The sequence below is a fragment of the Rhodococcus sp. W8901 genome (assembly GCF_013348805.1).
Lineage (GTDB): Bacteria > Actinomycetota > Actinomycetes > Mycobacteriales > Mycobacteriaceae > Prescottella.
This window is the reverse complement of record NZ_CP054690.1, coordinates 2496449-2510775: the sequence shown is the minus strand read 5'-3', so window position 1 is coordinate 2510775 and position 14327 is coordinate 2496449. Positions and strand designations below refer to the sequence as shown.

Annotated in this window: 14 protein-coding genes and 1 tRNA gene; 7 read left to right on the top strand and 8 right to left on the bottom strand. The window is 68.8% G+C overall.

Annotated elements, in window-relative coordinates; all coding sequences use genetic code 11:
- Positions 1 to 7: 7 nt before the first annotated feature.
- Positions 8 to 82: transfer RNA gene (locus HUN07_RS11880), tRNA-Val, on the top strand.
- A 213-nt stretch (positions 83 to 295) separates the two neighbouring features.
- On the opposite strand, the gene HUN07_RS11875 is transcribed toward HUN07_RS11880, so the two are convergent.
- A complete protein-coding gene (locus HUN07_RS11875) occupies positions 296 to 1681 on the bottom strand; it encodes a GH1 family beta-glucosidase (protein WP_254622981.1) in 1386 nt (461 codons plus the stop codon).
- Between the two features lie 58 nt (positions 1682 to 1739).
- On the opposite strand from HUN07_RS11875, the gene HUN07_RS11870 reads away from it, so the two are divergent.
- Positions 1740 to 2942 (top strand): MFS transporter, encoded by a 1203-nt coding sequence (locus HUN07_RS11870; protein ID WP_174909850.1) that lies wholly within the window; start codon positions 1740 to 1742, stop codon positions 2940 to 2942.
- Between the two features lie 112 nt (positions 2943 to 3054).
- Entirely contained in the window at positions 3055 to 3585 is a 531-nt protein-coding gene (locus tag HUN07_RS11865) for a GNAT family N-acetyltransferase (protein WP_174909848.1), read from the top strand.
- 32 nt (positions 3586 to 3617) lie between these two features.
- On the opposite strand, the gene zapE is transcribed toward HUN07_RS11865, so the two are convergent.
- Positions 3618 to 4631 (bottom strand): cell division protein ZapE, encoded by a 1014-nt coding sequence (gene zapE, locus HUN07_RS11860; protein ID WP_174909846.1) that lies wholly within the window; start codon positions 4629 to 4631, stop codon positions 3618 to 3620.
- Between the two features lie 22 nt (positions 4632 to 4653).
- Here zapE and HUN07_RS11855 point away from each other — a divergent pair, with 22 nt between their 5' ends.
- The 4 genes from HUN07_RS11855 to msrB are packed head-to-tail and all read left to right on the top strand — an operon-like array spanning position 4654 to position 8823.
- Positions 4654 to 5451, top strand: coding sequence for a pyrimidine reductase family protein (locus HUN07_RS11855; RefSeq protein ID WP_174909844.1), 798 nt, complete (start codon positions 4654 to 4656; stop codon positions 5449 to 5451).
- A gap of 22 nt (positions 5452 to 5473) precedes the next feature.
- Entirely contained in the window at positions 5474 to 7048 is a 1575-nt protein-coding gene (locus HUN07_RS11850) for an alpha/beta hydrolase (protein ID WP_174909842.1), read from the top strand.
- Between the two features lie 52 nt (positions 7049 to 7100).
- A complete protein-coding gene (locus HUN07_RS11845) occupies positions 7101 to 8351 on the top strand; it encodes a glycosyltransferase family 87 protein (RefSeq protein WP_254622906.1) in 1251 nt (416 codons plus the stop codon).
- A gap of 34 nt (positions 8352 to 8385) precedes the next feature.
- Positions 8386 to 8823: a peptide-methionine (R)-S-oxide reductase MsrB gene (gene msrB / locus HUN07_RS11840; protein ID WP_114724184.1), complete on the top strand. Its 438-nt coding sequence runs from the start codon at positions 8386 to 8388 to the stop codon at positions 8821 to 8823.
- A 68-nt stretch (positions 8824 to 8891) separates the two neighbouring features.
- On the opposite strand, the gene HUN07_RS11835 is transcribed toward msrB, so the two are convergent.
- The 6 genes from HUN07_RS11835 to hemQ all read right to left on the bottom strand — a co-directional run bounded on the left by HUN07_RS11835 (position 8892) and on the right by hemQ (position 14326).
- Positions 8892 to 9314 carry a hypothetical protein gene (locus tag HUN07_RS11835; protein WP_114724212.1) on the bottom strand — a complete coding sequence of 141 codons (423 nt, stop codon included), beginning with the start codon at positions 9312 to 9314 and terminating at the stop codon, positions 8892 to 8894.
- Between the two features lie 69 nt (positions 9315 to 9383).
- Positions 9384 to 10388, bottom strand: coding sequence for a DUF1648 domain-containing protein (locus HUN07_RS11830; protein ID WP_174909840.1), 1005 nt, complete (start codon positions 10386 to 10388; stop codon positions 9384 to 9386).
- Complete coding sequence (locus HUN07_RS11825) at positions 10385 to 10735, bottom strand: GntR family transcriptional regulator (protein ID WP_174909838.1); 351 nt, start codon at positions 10733 to 10735, stop codon at positions 10385 to 10387. Before HUN07_RS11825 ends, HUN07_RS11830 begins: the two co-directional genes overlap by 4 nt.
- A gap of 36 nt (positions 10736 to 10771) precedes the next feature.
- Positions 10772 to 13042, bottom strand: coding sequence for a molybdopterin-dependent oxidoreductase (locus tag HUN07_RS11820; RefSeq protein ID WP_174914649.1), 2271 nt, complete (start codon positions 13040 to 13042; stop codon positions 10772 to 10774).
- 49 nt (positions 13043 to 13091) lie between these two features.
- Positions 13092 to 13511: a hypothetical protein gene (locus tag HUN07_RS11815; protein WP_174909836.1), complete on the bottom strand. Its 420-nt coding sequence runs from the start codon at positions 13509 to 13511 to the stop codon at positions 13092 to 13094.
- 119 nt (positions 13512 to 13630) lie between these two features.
- Positions 13631 to 14326, bottom strand: coding sequence for a hydrogen peroxide-dependent heme synthase (gene hemQ / locus HUN07_RS11810; protein WP_114724213.1), 696 nt, complete (start codon positions 14324 to 14326; stop codon positions 13631 to 13633).
- Position 14327 lies beyond the last annotated feature (1 nt).

The window sequence follows — 14327 nt, the reverse complement described above, 5'->3', positions numbered from 1 at the left end:
TTGACCCGCGCGATTAGCTCAGCGGGAGAGCGCTTCCCTGACACGGAAGAGGTCACTGGTTCAATCCCAGTATCGCGCACCACCGAGAAGGGCACCTCCACTGGAGGTGCCCTTCTTGCGTTCGATCCCCATCGAGTTCCGGGGCGCCCGCTCGATTCGAACCTGAGGGATTCCTCATGTATCGTCGGGCGTGCCATCCCCCCCGATGGTGCGGAGCCCCAGCCCTGACCCCCCATCCACGGCTGGGGCTCACTCATTTCCGGGCGGGCAGCCTCCCGCCACCCGCCCGTCGCGCCTACCCGCCGTGCCGCTTCGCGAGCAGATCGCGGAACCAGTAGTAAGAATCCTTGGGCGTCCGCTCCAAAGTGTCGTAGTCCACATGAACGAGCCCGAAGCGTTCGCGGTACCCGGCGGCCCATTCGAAGTTGTCGAGGATCGACCACACGAAATAGCCACGGACGTCCACGCCGGCATCCATCGCCTCGCGAACTGCGGCCAGGTGGTCCGCGTGATACGCGATTCGACGATCATCGCGCACACGACCCGACGAGTCCGGATCCGGGTCGTGGAACGAGCACCCGCTCTCGGTGATGTACACCGGCGGCAGAGCCGCTCCGAACCGGTCCCGGAAGATCGTGAGGATCTCCCGCAGGCCGTCCGGGACGATCGGCCAGCCGAAGTCGGTCTTCGGATAGCCTTCCAGCGGCACCGGCGCGAACGGCATCCCTGGCGGCAGATCGACCTCGAGCACCCCCTCCGTTCCCTCGCCGTCCCGGGGCGCGGCGATGATCGTGGGCTCGTAGTAGTTGATACCGAACCAGTCGAGTGGCTGGGCGATGATCGCCAGGTCGTCGTCGACGGGTCCGGTGAGCAGGGCCGCGAGTTCGTCGGCCGGATACTTGCCGAGCAGGACCGGGTCGGCGAACGTCCAGTTGACGATGTGGTCGTAGATGTCGGCGGCCTCGATGTCGGCCTCGGAGTCGCTCGCTGCATGGACGGGCGCGTGGTTGGACGCGATTCCGATGTTGCCGCAGCCCGCCGAACGCAGTGCCTGCACCGACAGGCCGTGGCCGAGCAGCTGATGGTGCGCGGCCTGCAGTGCGCCGAAGCCGAGCGACAGCCCGGGCGCGTGGACTCCGAGGGCGTGACCGTAGAGCGTATGTACGACGGGCTCGTTGAGCGGCATCCACATTCCGACCCGGTCACCGAGTCGCTCCCCCACGATGGCGGCGTACTCGGCCAGGCGCTGCGCCGTCGCCCGGTTCAGCCATCCCCCGTCGTCCTGGAGGGCCTGCGGCAGATCCCAGTGGAACAGCGTGACCGCCGGCGTGATTCCGGCCGCACACAGTTCGTCGACGAGCCGGTCGTAGAAGTCGAGGCCGGCGGGATTGACTTCGCCCTTGCCGTCGGGCTGGATCCGCGGCCACGACACGGACAGCCGGTACGAGTCGGTGCCGAGCTCGCGCATCAGGCGCACGTCGTCGCGGTAGCGGTGATAGTGGTCGATCGCGATGTCGCCGGTTTCGCCGCGCACGATTGCTCCAGGGACAGAGCAGAATTCGTCCCAGATCGAACGGCCACGCCCGTCCTCGGTCACCGCCCCTTCGATCTGGTACGCCGCTGCCGCGACACCGAAGACGAAATCGTCGGGGAATTCGGGAATTGTTCGTTGTACCGCCATGATGAGCAGTGAAGCAGAGAACCCCACGAAACGGAGCGAAATATTGGACACTCGTCCAGTGATTCGAAACACGAAAACCCTTAGCGGCGCGCGCGTCTCGGCCTCCGTCGCCTTCGGCCTGCAGGGGTTCATGCTGGCCGTACTGCTCACCCAGCTCCCCCAGTTCAAGGAGGACCTCGGGTTCAGCGACACCCTCGTGGCCGTGACGGTCGTGGGTGTCTCGGTCGTCGCGGGTGTCGGCAGCGTCGTCGCCGAGCAACTCGCGAAGGCCACCTCCAGTCGCACCACGCTCCGCGTGGGCCTGTTCGTCATTGCGGCCGGTGCGGTGGTGATCGCGCTCGCGACATCGACACCGGCGTTCCTGGCCGCCTTCGCGTTCTACGGAATCGGACTCGGCATCGTCGACGCGTCGGCCAACATGCAGGCGGTGTCGATTCAGCACGCGTACGGCCGCGTCATCCTCTCGTCGTTCCACGCATCGTGGAGCGTCGGCGCGATCGTCGGTGCCGGGTTCGTCGCGGTCTTCTCGACGCTCGAGCTGTCGGTCATGGCGTCCGTGCTCGTCGCAGCCGTACTGGTCGCGGCGATCTGTGCATGGATCGGCCCGCGCCTGCTGCACGCCGGCCACCAGCGGTCCGCGACCGCTGCCGCCGTCCCGGTCGCGATCCCGCTACGACCGTTCCTCGCACTCGGGATCGCGATGATGCTGTTCTACGCGATCGACTTCGGCGTCGGCACCTACTCACCGCTGTATCTCAAGGAGGTACTGCTGTCCGATGCCGGTACCGCAGCCCTCGCGATGGCGGCCTACCAGGTGACCGCGCTGATCTCGCGGCTGACCGGCGACCTCTGGGTCCGGAAGTTCGGCGAGATCGCCGTGGTGCGGGTCGGGGCGATCATCAGCGTGATCGGTCTTCTGATGGTGGTCGTCGCGCAGGCACCGGCGTTCGCGATCGCCGGATTCTTCGTGGTCGGCCTCGGCGCCCCCGTCATCGCGCCCCTGAGCTTCAGTGCCGCGGGCCGGCTCGCGCCCCCGGACCAGACCGACGTGGTCGTCGCCCGCATCAACCTGTTCAACTACGCCGGGACCGTGATCGCCGGCGCCGTCATCGGCGGCATCGCGGCGGTGTCGGACCTGCGGGTCGGATTCGTCGCCCCGCTGCTGTTCGCGGTGGCATTGTTCCTGCTCGCGCCCGCATTCGCGCCGCGCCGCGTACCGTCCGGCACCACCCCGACCGAATCCGCGCCCACCGGCGCCTGACCGTGTGTGTCCCGGACCGAGCCATCCGGTCCGTCCAAGACCGAGTCTTCGAGTCCGTCCCGGACAGTGGTGTACTTACCCGGGACACACACGACGTACACGAGGTGGAGCTGTGACGATTTCCGTCGACCGGGCCGGACTCTGGGATGCCGAGGCATTGGCCGACGTCGCCGCGGTGACGTTCCCGCTCGCATGCCCGCCGCACGCCACGCGGGAGGACATCGCGGCGTTCATCGACAACGTGCTCTCCGCGGAGAAGTTCAGCGAGTACCTCACCGACTCGACCCGCACAGTGCTCAAGGCCACCAGCAACGGGGAGATCGTCGGCTACGTGATGCTGATCGACGGAACCCCTGACGACGACGCGGTGCGGTCCGCGGTGTCCCTGCACCCCACCACCGAGATCAGCAAGCTGTACGTGCTGCCCGGTCGGCACGGCACCGGCGTCTCGGCGGCGCTGATGGACGCGGCGGTCGATCATGCACGGAACGCGAACTGCGCCGGGGTGTGGCTGGGCGTCAACCAGGAGAACGAGCGGGCGCAGCGGTTCTATGTCAAGAACGGCTTCGAGAAGGTCGGCACCAAGACGTTTCAGGTGGGCGCCCAGACCCACCACGACTTCGTGATGCAGCGCAGCGTCTGACCGCTGCGCCGCCTCACGAGGCGTGGATCAGATCAGGCAGCGACCTCGAAGCGCGACAGCGCGAGCAGGCGCGACGTGGCACGCAGGTACTTCTTGCGGTAGCCACCGGCGACCATCTCCGGGGTGAAGATCTCGTCGAGCTTCGCGCCCGACACCGTCACCGGGATGCTGGCGTCGTAGAGGCGGTCGGCGAGAACCACCAGTCGCAGGGCGACGGACTGGTCCGCGGCCGGGTGGACGCCCTTGATGAACACGGCCGGGACGCCCGCGACGAGCTTGCCGTAGCGCGACGGGTGCAGCGTGCTCAGGTGCGCGCACAGCTCGTCGAAGTCGTCGAGCGTGGCGCCCTCGATCGCATCGGCGCGCTCGAGTAGATCGGCGTCGTCGGTGGGCTCGGGGGCGGGCGGCAGGTCCCGGTGGCGGTAGTCGGGTCCGTCGACGCGGATGGTCTCGAAGATCGAACCGAGCTTCTTGATCTCGCGCAGGAAGTCCTGCGCCGCGAAGCGCCCCTCACCGAGCTGGCCGGGCAGCGTGTTCGACGTCGCGACGATCGAGACGCCGCGCGCCGACAGCTCGGTCAGCAGACGCGAGACCAGCATGGTGTCGCCCGGATCGTCGAGTTCGAACTCGTCGATGCAGAGCACGCTGTGGGACGACAGTTCCTCGACCGCCCGGTTGAAGCCGAGGGCACCGACGACGTGCGTCAGCTCGACGAACGTGCCGAACGCTTTGGGCGAGGGCGAGCTGTGGAAGATCGATGCGAGCAGGTGAGTCTTACCGACGCCGAAGCCGCCGTCGAGGTACAGACCGGCGCCCGTGGACGGCGCCTTCTTGCCGAACAGGCCGCGGCGTCCGCCGCCACGGATCTTCGCGACCTTGCCCGCGAACTCCTCGGCCTTGCTGACCGCGGCAGCCTGGCTCGGCTCCTTGGGATCGGGAATATAGGACGCGAAACTGACCTCGTCGAACATCGCCGGGGGCACCATTTGAGCAACCAATTGATCGGCCGGCACCACCGGATTGCGATCGACAAGACGTGCATGCATGCACTGAGCGTATCGACGTGCTGTGATCGAACACGTGCACCGTCTGGATATTGCGACCTACCTCACACGAGAAGCAGACAGCAGCGACCGGCCGTCCGAGCTGAGCGACGACGACCTGCGCTCACTGTACGGATATCCGGCGGGTCTCGACAGACCGTGGGTTCGCGTCAACTTCGTCGCCAGCGTCGACGGCGCCGTGTCCGTCGACGGCGCCAGCGCGGGGCTCGGGACCCCTGCGGACAAGCGGGTGTTCACCGTTTTGCGTGAGCTCGCCGAGGTGATCGTCGTCGGCGCCGGCACCGTCCGCGCGGAGAACTACGGCGGCGCCCGCACCTCCCCCGAATTGGCCCGGCGGCGACGGGACGCGGGCCTGGCGGCGGTGCCTCCGATCGCGGTGGTGACCGCGAGCGCGAACCTCGACCCCGAATCGCGACTGTTCACCGACACGTCCGTCCCACCGCTCGTCCTGACCTCTGCCTCCGCGGACCCGGACCGCCTGGCCCGGCTCCGCGACGCCGGAGCCGACGTCGAGATCGTCTCCGATCGGGACGTCACCGGGCCCGCCGTGGTCGCCACTCTCGAGCGTCGCGGGCTGCGACGGGTGCTGTGCGAGGGCGGACCCGGCCTGTTCGGCACCCTGGTCGCCGACGGCGTCGTCGACGAGTTGTGTCTGACGACGTCTCCGCAACTGGTTGCCGGCGGCGCGGGCCGCATCGCGATGTCCCCTGCGGCGAACCCCACGCCGATGAGCCGAGCGCACGTGCTCGGCGACGACGACGGCACACTGCTCACGCGATGGGTACGCGCCCGCGGTGTGTGACGCACCTGGCAGGCTGTTCCGCATGCAGTCGCTTGTGAGCAGGATCGGGGTCGCCGCGATCGCCGGGGCCGTTCTGGCCGTCTGCACCGCGTGCGGCGCGGGCCCGTCGGTTCGACCCGACGTCGCCGTTGTCGAGCAGGGCGGCGGCAACCCGACGACCACGGAGACCGACGCACCGGCGCCGAAACTGCAGACACCGGTGAAGGATCTGAACTGGGTCGACTGCAAGGACGCCACGCTCGCCGCCGCCGGCCTCGAACCCGGCCCGGCCGGGCTGTCGCTGGAATGCGCCGATTACGCGGCGCCCCTCGACGCCACCGGGTCGGCGATGGGCCCCGTCGAGGTGGGCGCACTGCGCGCGCGTCTGCCGCAGACGCCCGCCGATGCCGCGCCCGTGGTGCTGACGTCCGGGTCCGACGTCGCGTCCTCGACCACCCTCGCGGCGCTCGCGACCGGCCCGAGTTCCACGCTGCTCGAGCGGCAGCCGATCGTCGCGATCGATCGACGCGGGATCGGGTCGTCGACGCCGATCGATTGCGGCCGGTCGATGGACCGACGCGCCCTCGCCGATCTGGGACAGTTCGGTCCCGCTGATCCGGCCGCTTCGCAGGGTGTGGACGAGGTGGCGACGCTGGCCCGGGACGCGACGGTGGCGTGCACCGATGCCCTGCAGCCGTCCGAGCTGGCGTACGACACCGCGAACGCCGCCGACGATCTCGAACAGCTGCGGCGCATCTGGCAGGTCGAGCGCCTGGGCATCCTCGGCACCGGCAACGGCGCGTCGGTCGCCCTGGCGTACGCGGCTCGGTACCCCGACCAGGTGGGCCGGCTGGTGCTCGACGCGCCGGCCGCCACGACCGTCGATGCCGCAACGGCGGCCGAACACCGGGTGCAGGGCCAGGAAGCGGCACTCGCCGACTTCAGCCGGCGCTGCGCCGCCCTGAACTGCTCGCTCGGACCGGATCCGACGGCCGCGATCACGGCGCTGCGAGACCGCGCCGCCGCCGGCGAGCTGGCGACGGTGTCGTCGAGCGCACTGCTGGCGACGGTCTCCGCATTCCTGGGATCCCCGCGCGGCGACCAACCTGCGCGCGTGCGCGAACTGGCGGACGTGCTCTCGGCCGCGGGACGCGGCGATACCGGCCCGTTGCTCGGACTGATCGGCACGACCGACGCCGCGATCGGCACCGACGGACAGTTCGTCGCACGATGCAGCGACGGCCAGCAGTGGCCGGGCCCGGGACGAGCCCGCGAACTGCAGGAGGCGTGGGGCGTGAAGTATCCGATGTTCGGCGCCGACGCCGCTGTCGGGCTGATGCGCTGCTCGGCGTGGCCGACCATGTCGCCGCCCCCGCTCCCCGGACGCCTCGACGTACCGGTCCTGGTGTTCAGCGGCGCGGCGGACCCCGTCGTCGGCAATGCGGGCCTGCCCACCGTGACCGGCTCCCTCGCGAGCGCCGGCGCCGAGTGGTCGAGCATGACGTGGGCGGGCTACGGCCACCCGGTGACGACGCATTCGGACTGCGCGCGTCAATCCCTGACCCGCTACCTCGCTTCGGCCGAGCTCCCGACCGACGGCAGCGCGTGCCCGGCGTGACGCGCGGGGGTTGCCGCGGCTGACCGAGGCCGCGGCGGTGTACCGTGCCGTAGTGTTCCTTCGACGATTCGAGCCGCGTACCGGCCGCACCACCGCCGAGGTCATCAACTTCGCTCTGTGGCCTATCGCAGTGATGACTGTGCTGCATCGAGTGTTCGTGTTGGCGGTCAACGGATCCCACACCGACGACTTCGCCCCGGTGTACCGAGCGACCCTGGCGTTCCTCAATCGCCGTGAGGTCTACACCGCCGATTTCAACTCGGTGGATCCGCACTACCTCTACCAGCCCAGCGGCACGTTGTTGATGTCGCCGCTCGCGCTCATCGATCCCGAGAAGTCGCGCTGGCTGTTCATCCTCGCCAACGCGATCGCCGTGATCATCGCGCTGTATCTGTTGCTGAAGATGTTCGACCTGGCACTGAACTCGGTGGCCGCACCGATCCTGCTGTTCGCAGCGTTCTCGACGGAAACCGTCACGAACACGCTCGTCTTCTCGAACATCAACGGCATCATCCTGCTGGGCGAGGTGGCGTTCCTGTTCCTGCTCCTGCGACGGCGGGACCTGTGGTCCGGCGCCGCGATCGGACTGACGCTCGCGGTCAAACCGATCCTCGCGCCCCTGCTGCTGCTGCCGCTGGTGCGGGGTCAGTGGAAGGTGTTCGTCACCGCGATCGGCATCCCGGTGGTCCTGATGGCCGTGGCCTGGCCGCTGTCGGCGGATCCGATGGCGTTCATCGAGCACACGCTGCCGTACCTGTCGGAGTCCCGCGACTACTTCAACAGCGCGATCGTCGGAAATGGCACCTACTTCGGCCTGCCCGTCGCGCTGATCTGGGCTCTGCGTATCGCTTTCACGGCGATGGTCCTGGTGTCGCTGTGGCTGCTGTACCGGTACTACCGGCACGACGAACTGTTCTTCGTCGCGACCGCCTCGGGCGTGATCATGGGAGCGTCGTTCCTGCTGCTGTCGCTGGGCCAGATGTACTACTCGATGCTGCTGTTCCCGCTGATCATGACGGTGGTGCTGCGCAACTCCGTGATGCGTAACTGGCCGGCGTGGCTCGCGGTGTACGGGTTCCTCAGTGCGGACGCCTGGTTCTCGAACCGGTTCATCGAGACCGGCCGCGCAGCCGAATACCTGAAGCCGACGATGGGCTGGAGCCTGCTGCTGATCGTCATCTTCGCGGTGCTCGCGAACCGCTACCTGACGTCGAAGCGCGAAGGACGGCTGGACTCGGGTATCGATCCGGACTTCCTCGTCGCCGAACAGAGCGCCGACACCCCGGTGCCGGCCAAGGTCTGACGCACGGGTTCGCGGATCGTATTAGCGTGAGGCCATGAGTTCCACACAGGATTCCGGCCTGCCCGCACCCACGTTCCGGCGCAGTGACGCCGAATGGCGCGCACATCTGACACCCGAGGAGTACCAGGTGCTCCGCCAGGCGGGGACCGAGCGTCCCCACGTCGGCGAGTACACCGACACGACCACCGAGGGTGTGTACTCGTGCCGCGCGTGCGGTGCCGAGTTGTTCCGCAGCACCGAGAAGTTCGAGTCGCACTGCGGATGGCCGTCGTTCTTCGACCCCGCGGACTCGGACGCCGTCATCCTGCGAGCCGACAACACGCTCGGCATGCACCGCGTCGAGGTGCTGTGCAGCAACTGCCACAGCCACCTCGGGCACGTCTTCGAGGGCGAGGGCTACCCCACCCCGACCGACCAGCGGTACTGCATCAACAGCATCTCGTTGCGGCTGCAGCCGGCCGACGGCTCGTAGAACGACGCTGCCCCCGGCAACCCGGGCTGTCGGGGGCAGCCGGGCGCCACAGCCGGCCGGACAACCGCCTACGGGCGGTCCGGCCAGCCGGGTTGAGTCAAGACCACGGCCGGCACCGCCCTCAGCGGCGGGATCGGGTCGAGTTCCCGGAGATCCTCGTCGTCCTCGATCTCGGCCCAGAACTCGTCCGCCGAGACATCGAGGCCCAGAACGATCCACGGCGACCCGGCTTGCTGGTACGCGTACGAGACCGTTCCGATGCGGGGAATCGTCGTAGCGAACAGTCGATCGCCGACGGGATACCCCTGCTGCTCGCCGACCAGCGTGAGCGCTTCCGGTGCGAGGTCGGCGTCGAGAAGGATGCTCGCGACCGCATCGTCGAAAGCTCGCTGGGCACAGACTTCCTCGTCCGCAGCCCACCCGGCGAACTCCGGGAAACGTGCGCAACACAATACGTGGGAGCTGTCCGAGTCTCGGTACAAGCGAAACACGGGAAATCCGCCGGCCATCGGACACGACTGTACAGAACCCCGAGACCGCCTGGTCCGCCGTCGGTCCCGCTACCTGGCGACACGCCCCCGCGCGGCGAGCGAGTTCAGCACGGCCGCGGCCTGGTCGGCGCCGTCGACGGTAACGGTGAACTTGGAGCCGTCACCGCGCGTGACGCGCAACGCGGCACCGGGCCGGACCAGCAGGCCGACGCCGTCCGGGCCGACACGGTAGCCGATGCCGCCGTACCGGTTGATCAGCCCGATGTGTACGACATCGGCGCGGGCGATCTCGTCGAGCGGGATCCGCCGACGACCGCCGGTGAGCACGTAGCGCGTCTCGAGTCCACGCCCGTCCACGACGACGTACACCGGCGCGAGCGTGAGGCCCATCAACACCGCGCCCAGCACGGCCGCACCGAGCAGCATCAGGACGGCTCCGCTCGACGCGGTCGCGGCCGACCAGGCGATCAGCGCAGTCGGCAGCAGCGCCAGCGCCGCCCCGAGCCACCAGGACATCGCGGCCGACCCGGTCCACACGACGGTCTCGGTATCGGCCAGATCGAGGCGAGCCGCGTCCGCCGGCGGGGCCGAGGCCGCCGCCGCCGGCGCCGGTCGCCCGATCAGCGCCAGGCCGGCGAATGCGGCGACGACGCCCACCGCGGCAACCGGCAGGAGCCACCATCCACCGAACGACGCATCCGCCGCGTCGGCGAGGCCTCGCTGCGAGGACAACAGGGCGACGGGCAGGATCGCGACCGCGGTGCCCGTTCCCGCCGACACCGCCGCACCCGTCCGCGCGGCACGCACGTCACGACGGGTGAGCGCCAACAGGATTCCCCCGAGCAGCACGGCGAAGGCGAGACCGAGCACCGGCGACCACTGCGCGGCCGCGCGGGAGGCGAAGCCGTCGGCGGCGCCGCCGGGACCGAAGTGGACGGCGACCGGGTCGGGCAGGTCACCGGACCATGCCGCCAGGACGGCGATCGCGGCGGTCGCCGCGGCGACCGAGGCGAGTAACGCACCACCCAGCCCCCGAACCCACGAAACGTTTTGCACCGCAGTCGAGTCGGTCATGTCATCTCCTTCTTCACCAGGTCGAGCAGGTCTGCCGCGCTCATGCCGTGCCGCCGCGCCTCCGCGACGAGACCGCGGACCGCCTCCTGCAGCCGGCCCCGCACCGAGGCATCTGCCGAGACGACGGCACCGCGACCGCGGCGCAGTTCGATCAACCCCTCGTCCCGCAGCATCTGGTAGCCGCGCAGCACGGTGTGCACGTTGAGGTCGAGGGACGACGCCAGATCCCGGGCGGAGGGCAACCGCTCCCCCGCGACGACGGACCCGTCGGCGATCGCGCCTCGCACCGACGCGGCGAACTGCTCGTACAGCGGGACGGACGACGACTGATCGATGCGAATGAGCACACACCCACCATATTGTTCTAGTTCAAATAGAACAAGTCAGAGCGGCGGGTCGAACGCCTTGATCGGCGGGAGCACCCCGTCGAACCGCTCGACCTGCACCAGTGCGTGCTGCCCGGAGCAGCCGTGCGACAGCCACGAGGCGCCGACGTCCGCGGTCAGCACGTTCGGATTGCCGTGCACGCACATCGAGTCGGGGTCGGACGGATCGAGCGGGTCGTACCAGGCCCCGGTGGCCAGTTGCACCACTCCCGCCCGCACCTGGTCGTCGAGCACCACACCCGCGAGACACGCACCGCGGTCGTTGAACACCCGCACCACCTCACCGGCGCCGAGTCCCCGCGCGGCCGCGTCGGACGGATGGATCCGGATCGGCTCCCGCCCACGGATCTTCGACGCCTGACTGACCGCACCGTGGTCCAACTGCCCGTGCAACCGGGTCTTCGGCTGATTGGCGATCAGGTGCAACGGGAAACGCTGCGCCCGCTCGCCGCCGAGCCACTCGTCCGGTTCGTACCAGCGCGGGTGCCCGGCACAGTCGTCGTAGCCGAAACCGTCGATGTCGGCGGAGAAAATCTCTATCCTCCCGCTCGGGGTGGTGAGCGGGTTGCGCTCGGGATCGTCACGGAACTCGGAGAACAGCGACAGACCGTCCTCCGTCCGCATCCGCACGTGCCCGCGCCGCCAGAACTCGCCGAACGGGGGTGCTTCGAGGTGCGCCGGGTCCGTGAGCACGAATCCTCGCCACTGCTCGTACAGGTGCTCGATCCACTGATGTGCGGTGCGGCCCTCGGTGAACCGGGCCCCGAACCCGAGACGGTGCGCGAGCGCGGCGAACGTGTCGTAGTCGTCGCGCGCATCGGCGTACCGGGGCACCGCGCGGTGCATCGCGACCAGCAGCGGATCGTTGCGGGTGCACGCGAGATCGTCGCGTTCGAGCGATGTGGTCGACGGCACCACGATGTCAGCGTGCCGGGCCATCGGCGTCCAGTACGGCTCGTGCACGACGATCGTGTCCGGTCGGGCCAGCGCACGCCGCAGCCGGGCCAGGTCCTGATGATGGTGGAACGGATTGCCGCCGGCCCAGTGCACGAGTCGGATGTCCGGGTAGGTGAGGCGTCGGCCGTCGTAGTCGAACTCCTCCCCCGGATGCAGCAGCAGGTCCGAGATCGCCGCGACGGGGATGAAGTCCGGGACGGGGTTGGCGCCCTGGAACAGCGTCGGCAGCGGGTACGGCACCGGCGCCAGCCCGGGTTCGTTCATCGATCCGTAGCCGTGCCCGAATCCGCCTCCGGGAAGCCCGATCTGGCCGAGCATCGCCGCGAGCGTCACGCCCATCCACGGGGCCTGCTCGCCGAACCGGACGCGCTGCAGCGACCACGTCACCGTCACCATCGTGCGTCCGCCGGCCATCCGTCGGGCCAGCGCGGCGATCTGCTCCGCCGGGACGCCGGAGAGTGCCGACGCCCAGCCCGGCGTCTTGGGCACGCCGTCGGTGCGTCCCAGGAGATAATCCTCGAATCGGTCGTACCCCACGCAGTAGCGGCTCAGGAATGCCTTGTCGTGCAATCCCTCCGACGCCAGTACGTACGCGAGCGCGAGCATGATCGCGACGTCGGTGCCGGGGATCGGTGCGATCCACTCGCACCGGCCGTGCAGGTCGTCGCGCAGCGGGCTGATCGAGACCACCTCGCCGCCGCGATCCCGAAATCGGTCGAGGGCACCGCGCGTGGGATGTGCGCTGGTGCCGCCGCTGTTGACGGCGGTGTTCTTGAGCGGCACGCCGCCGAAGCACACCATCAGATCGGTGTGGTCGGCGATCACGTCCCAGTTGGTGGAGCGGGCGAACAGCTTCCAGTGGGTGCCCACCACGCGCGGCATGATGACGCCGGTAGCGCCGAGCGAATAGCTGTGCACCGAGCGGGTGTAGCCGCCGAGCATGTTGAGGAAGCGGTGGATCTGGCTCTGCGCATGATGGAATCGTCCGGCGCTGGCCCAGCCGTACGAGCCGCCGAAGATCGCGCGATTGCCGTGGGTGTCGACGACGCGACGCAGTTCGTGCGCCAGCAGATCGAGCAACTCGTCCCACGACACGGCCACGAACTCGTCGGAGCCGCGGACGTCGGACGGCCCGGGCCCCTGCTCGAGCCAGCCGCGGCGGACCGCGGGGCCGGCGATGCGTGAACGGTGGCGCACCGACCCGGGCAGGTTACCCAGAATGGGTGACGGATCAGCGTCCCCGGAGAACGGGTTCACCGCGCTGACGTCGCCGCCGGCGGACTCGACCTCGAACATGCCCCAGTGCGCCATGTGCTGGTACCGCGCCGACGAAGTCACGGCCTCAGTCTTCCAGCCGGACTCAGGGCACGGAGAAGACACCTGTTCCGGCGATGAACTCGAAGCCCGTCGTCATCGATGCGGTCACGAGTCCCGCCCCGGTGAACACGCTGACCGCCTCGCTGTAGGGAAGCACCAGCATCCCGGCGGTTCCGGTGCCGAGGTTCCTCCAGTGCATGTAGTAGCTGCCCTTGACGTTCGGTTGCCCAGGCTCGGTCGGATACAGAGCGGGGAACGTCACCGTCCCCGGCACCTCACCGGTGATCGCCACCGGGTTGAACGAGCAGGGGTTGAAGAAAGTGCTGCAGTTCGTGACGAACGGAACCTGAAAGGTGTTCATGGTGGGTGTGGCCGATGCTTGGGGAATCGGACACATCGCGACACCAATCACGACGCCGACCGTCAGGACACCCGCACCGAGGAACCGTCGTGGACTCCACATCGCATGCCCCTCTCGTGGGCCCGCTGATGTGCTCAGGATACGAGGGCCGAGCCACCTCGCGCCGCGGTACACACGAAACACCCCGCCACCTGTCGGGTGCGGGGTGTGGTCGTATCGGGTCAGGGCAGCGAGTTGACCAGCTGCTCGACGGTGACCCGCGGACCGGTGAAGAACGGGGTCTCCTCACGCACGTGCATGCGGGCCTCGGTAGCGCGCAGGTCGCGCATCAGGTCGACGATGCGGTCCAGCTCCGGGGCCTCGAACGCGAGGATCCACTCGTAGTCGCCGAGCGCGAACGCCGGGATCGTGTTGGCGCGGACATCCGGGTAGGTGCGGCCGGCCATGCCGTGATCGGCGAGCATCTTGCGACGGTCGGCGTCGGGCAGCAGGTACCACTCGTACGAGCGGACGAACGGGTACACGCAGATGTAGTCGCCCGCATCCTCGCCGGCGATGAAGGCCGGAACGTGGCTCTTGTTGAACTCGGCGGGACGGTGCAGCGCGACGTTGGACCACACCGGGTCGCTCACCTGGCCGAGGTCGGTGGTGCGGCGGAAGTCCTTGTACAGCTTCTGCAGATCCTCGAGGCGCTCCGCGTGCGTCCAGATCATGAAGTCGGCGTCGGCGCGGACGCCGGCGACGTCGTAGATGCCGCGCACGACGACGTCGGTGTCCTCGAACGAGTCGAAGAACGCCTGCGCCTGCTTCACGGCTGCGGCGCGGTCGTCACCGAGGACGCCGGGCTGCACCTGGAAGACGGAGAACATCGCGTAGCGAAGGGTGGAATTGAGCTTGTCGAAATCGAGGCGTGCCATG

Bases quoted from the DNA above. Each gene is read 5' to 3' on its own strand.
- hemQ (WP_114724213.1), bottom strand. From the start codon at position 14,326: ATGGCACGCCTCGATTTCGACAAGCTCAATTCCACCCTTCGCTACGCG.
- HUN07_RS11830 (WP_174909840.1), bottom strand. From the start codon at position 10,388: ATGACCGACTCGACTGCGGTGCAAAACGTTTCGTGGGTTCGGGGGCTG.
- zapE (WP_174909846.1), bottom strand. From the start codon at position 4,631: ATGCATGCACGTCTTGTCGATCGCAATCCGGTGGTGCCGGCCGATCAA.
- HUN07_RS11820 (WP_174914649.1), bottom strand. From the start codon at position 13,042: ATGGCGCACTGGGGCATGTTCGAGGTCGAGTCCGCCGGCGGCGACGTC.
- HUN07_RS11850 (WP_174909842.1), top strand. From the start codon at position 5,474: ATGCAGTCGCTTGTGAGCAGGATCGGGGTCGCCGCGATCGCCGGGGCC.
- HUN07_RS11875 (WP_254622981.1), bottom strand. From the start codon at position 1,681: ATGGCGGTACAACGAACAATTCCCGAATTCCCCGACGATTTCGTCTTC.
- msrB (WP_114724184.1), top strand. From the start codon at position 8,386: ATGAGTTCCACACAGGATTCCGGCCTGCCCGCACCCACGTTCCGGCGC.
- HUN07_RS11815 (WP_174909836.1), bottom strand. From the start codon at position 13,511: ATGTGGAGTCCACGACGGTTCCTCGGTGCGGGTGTCCTGACGGTCGGC.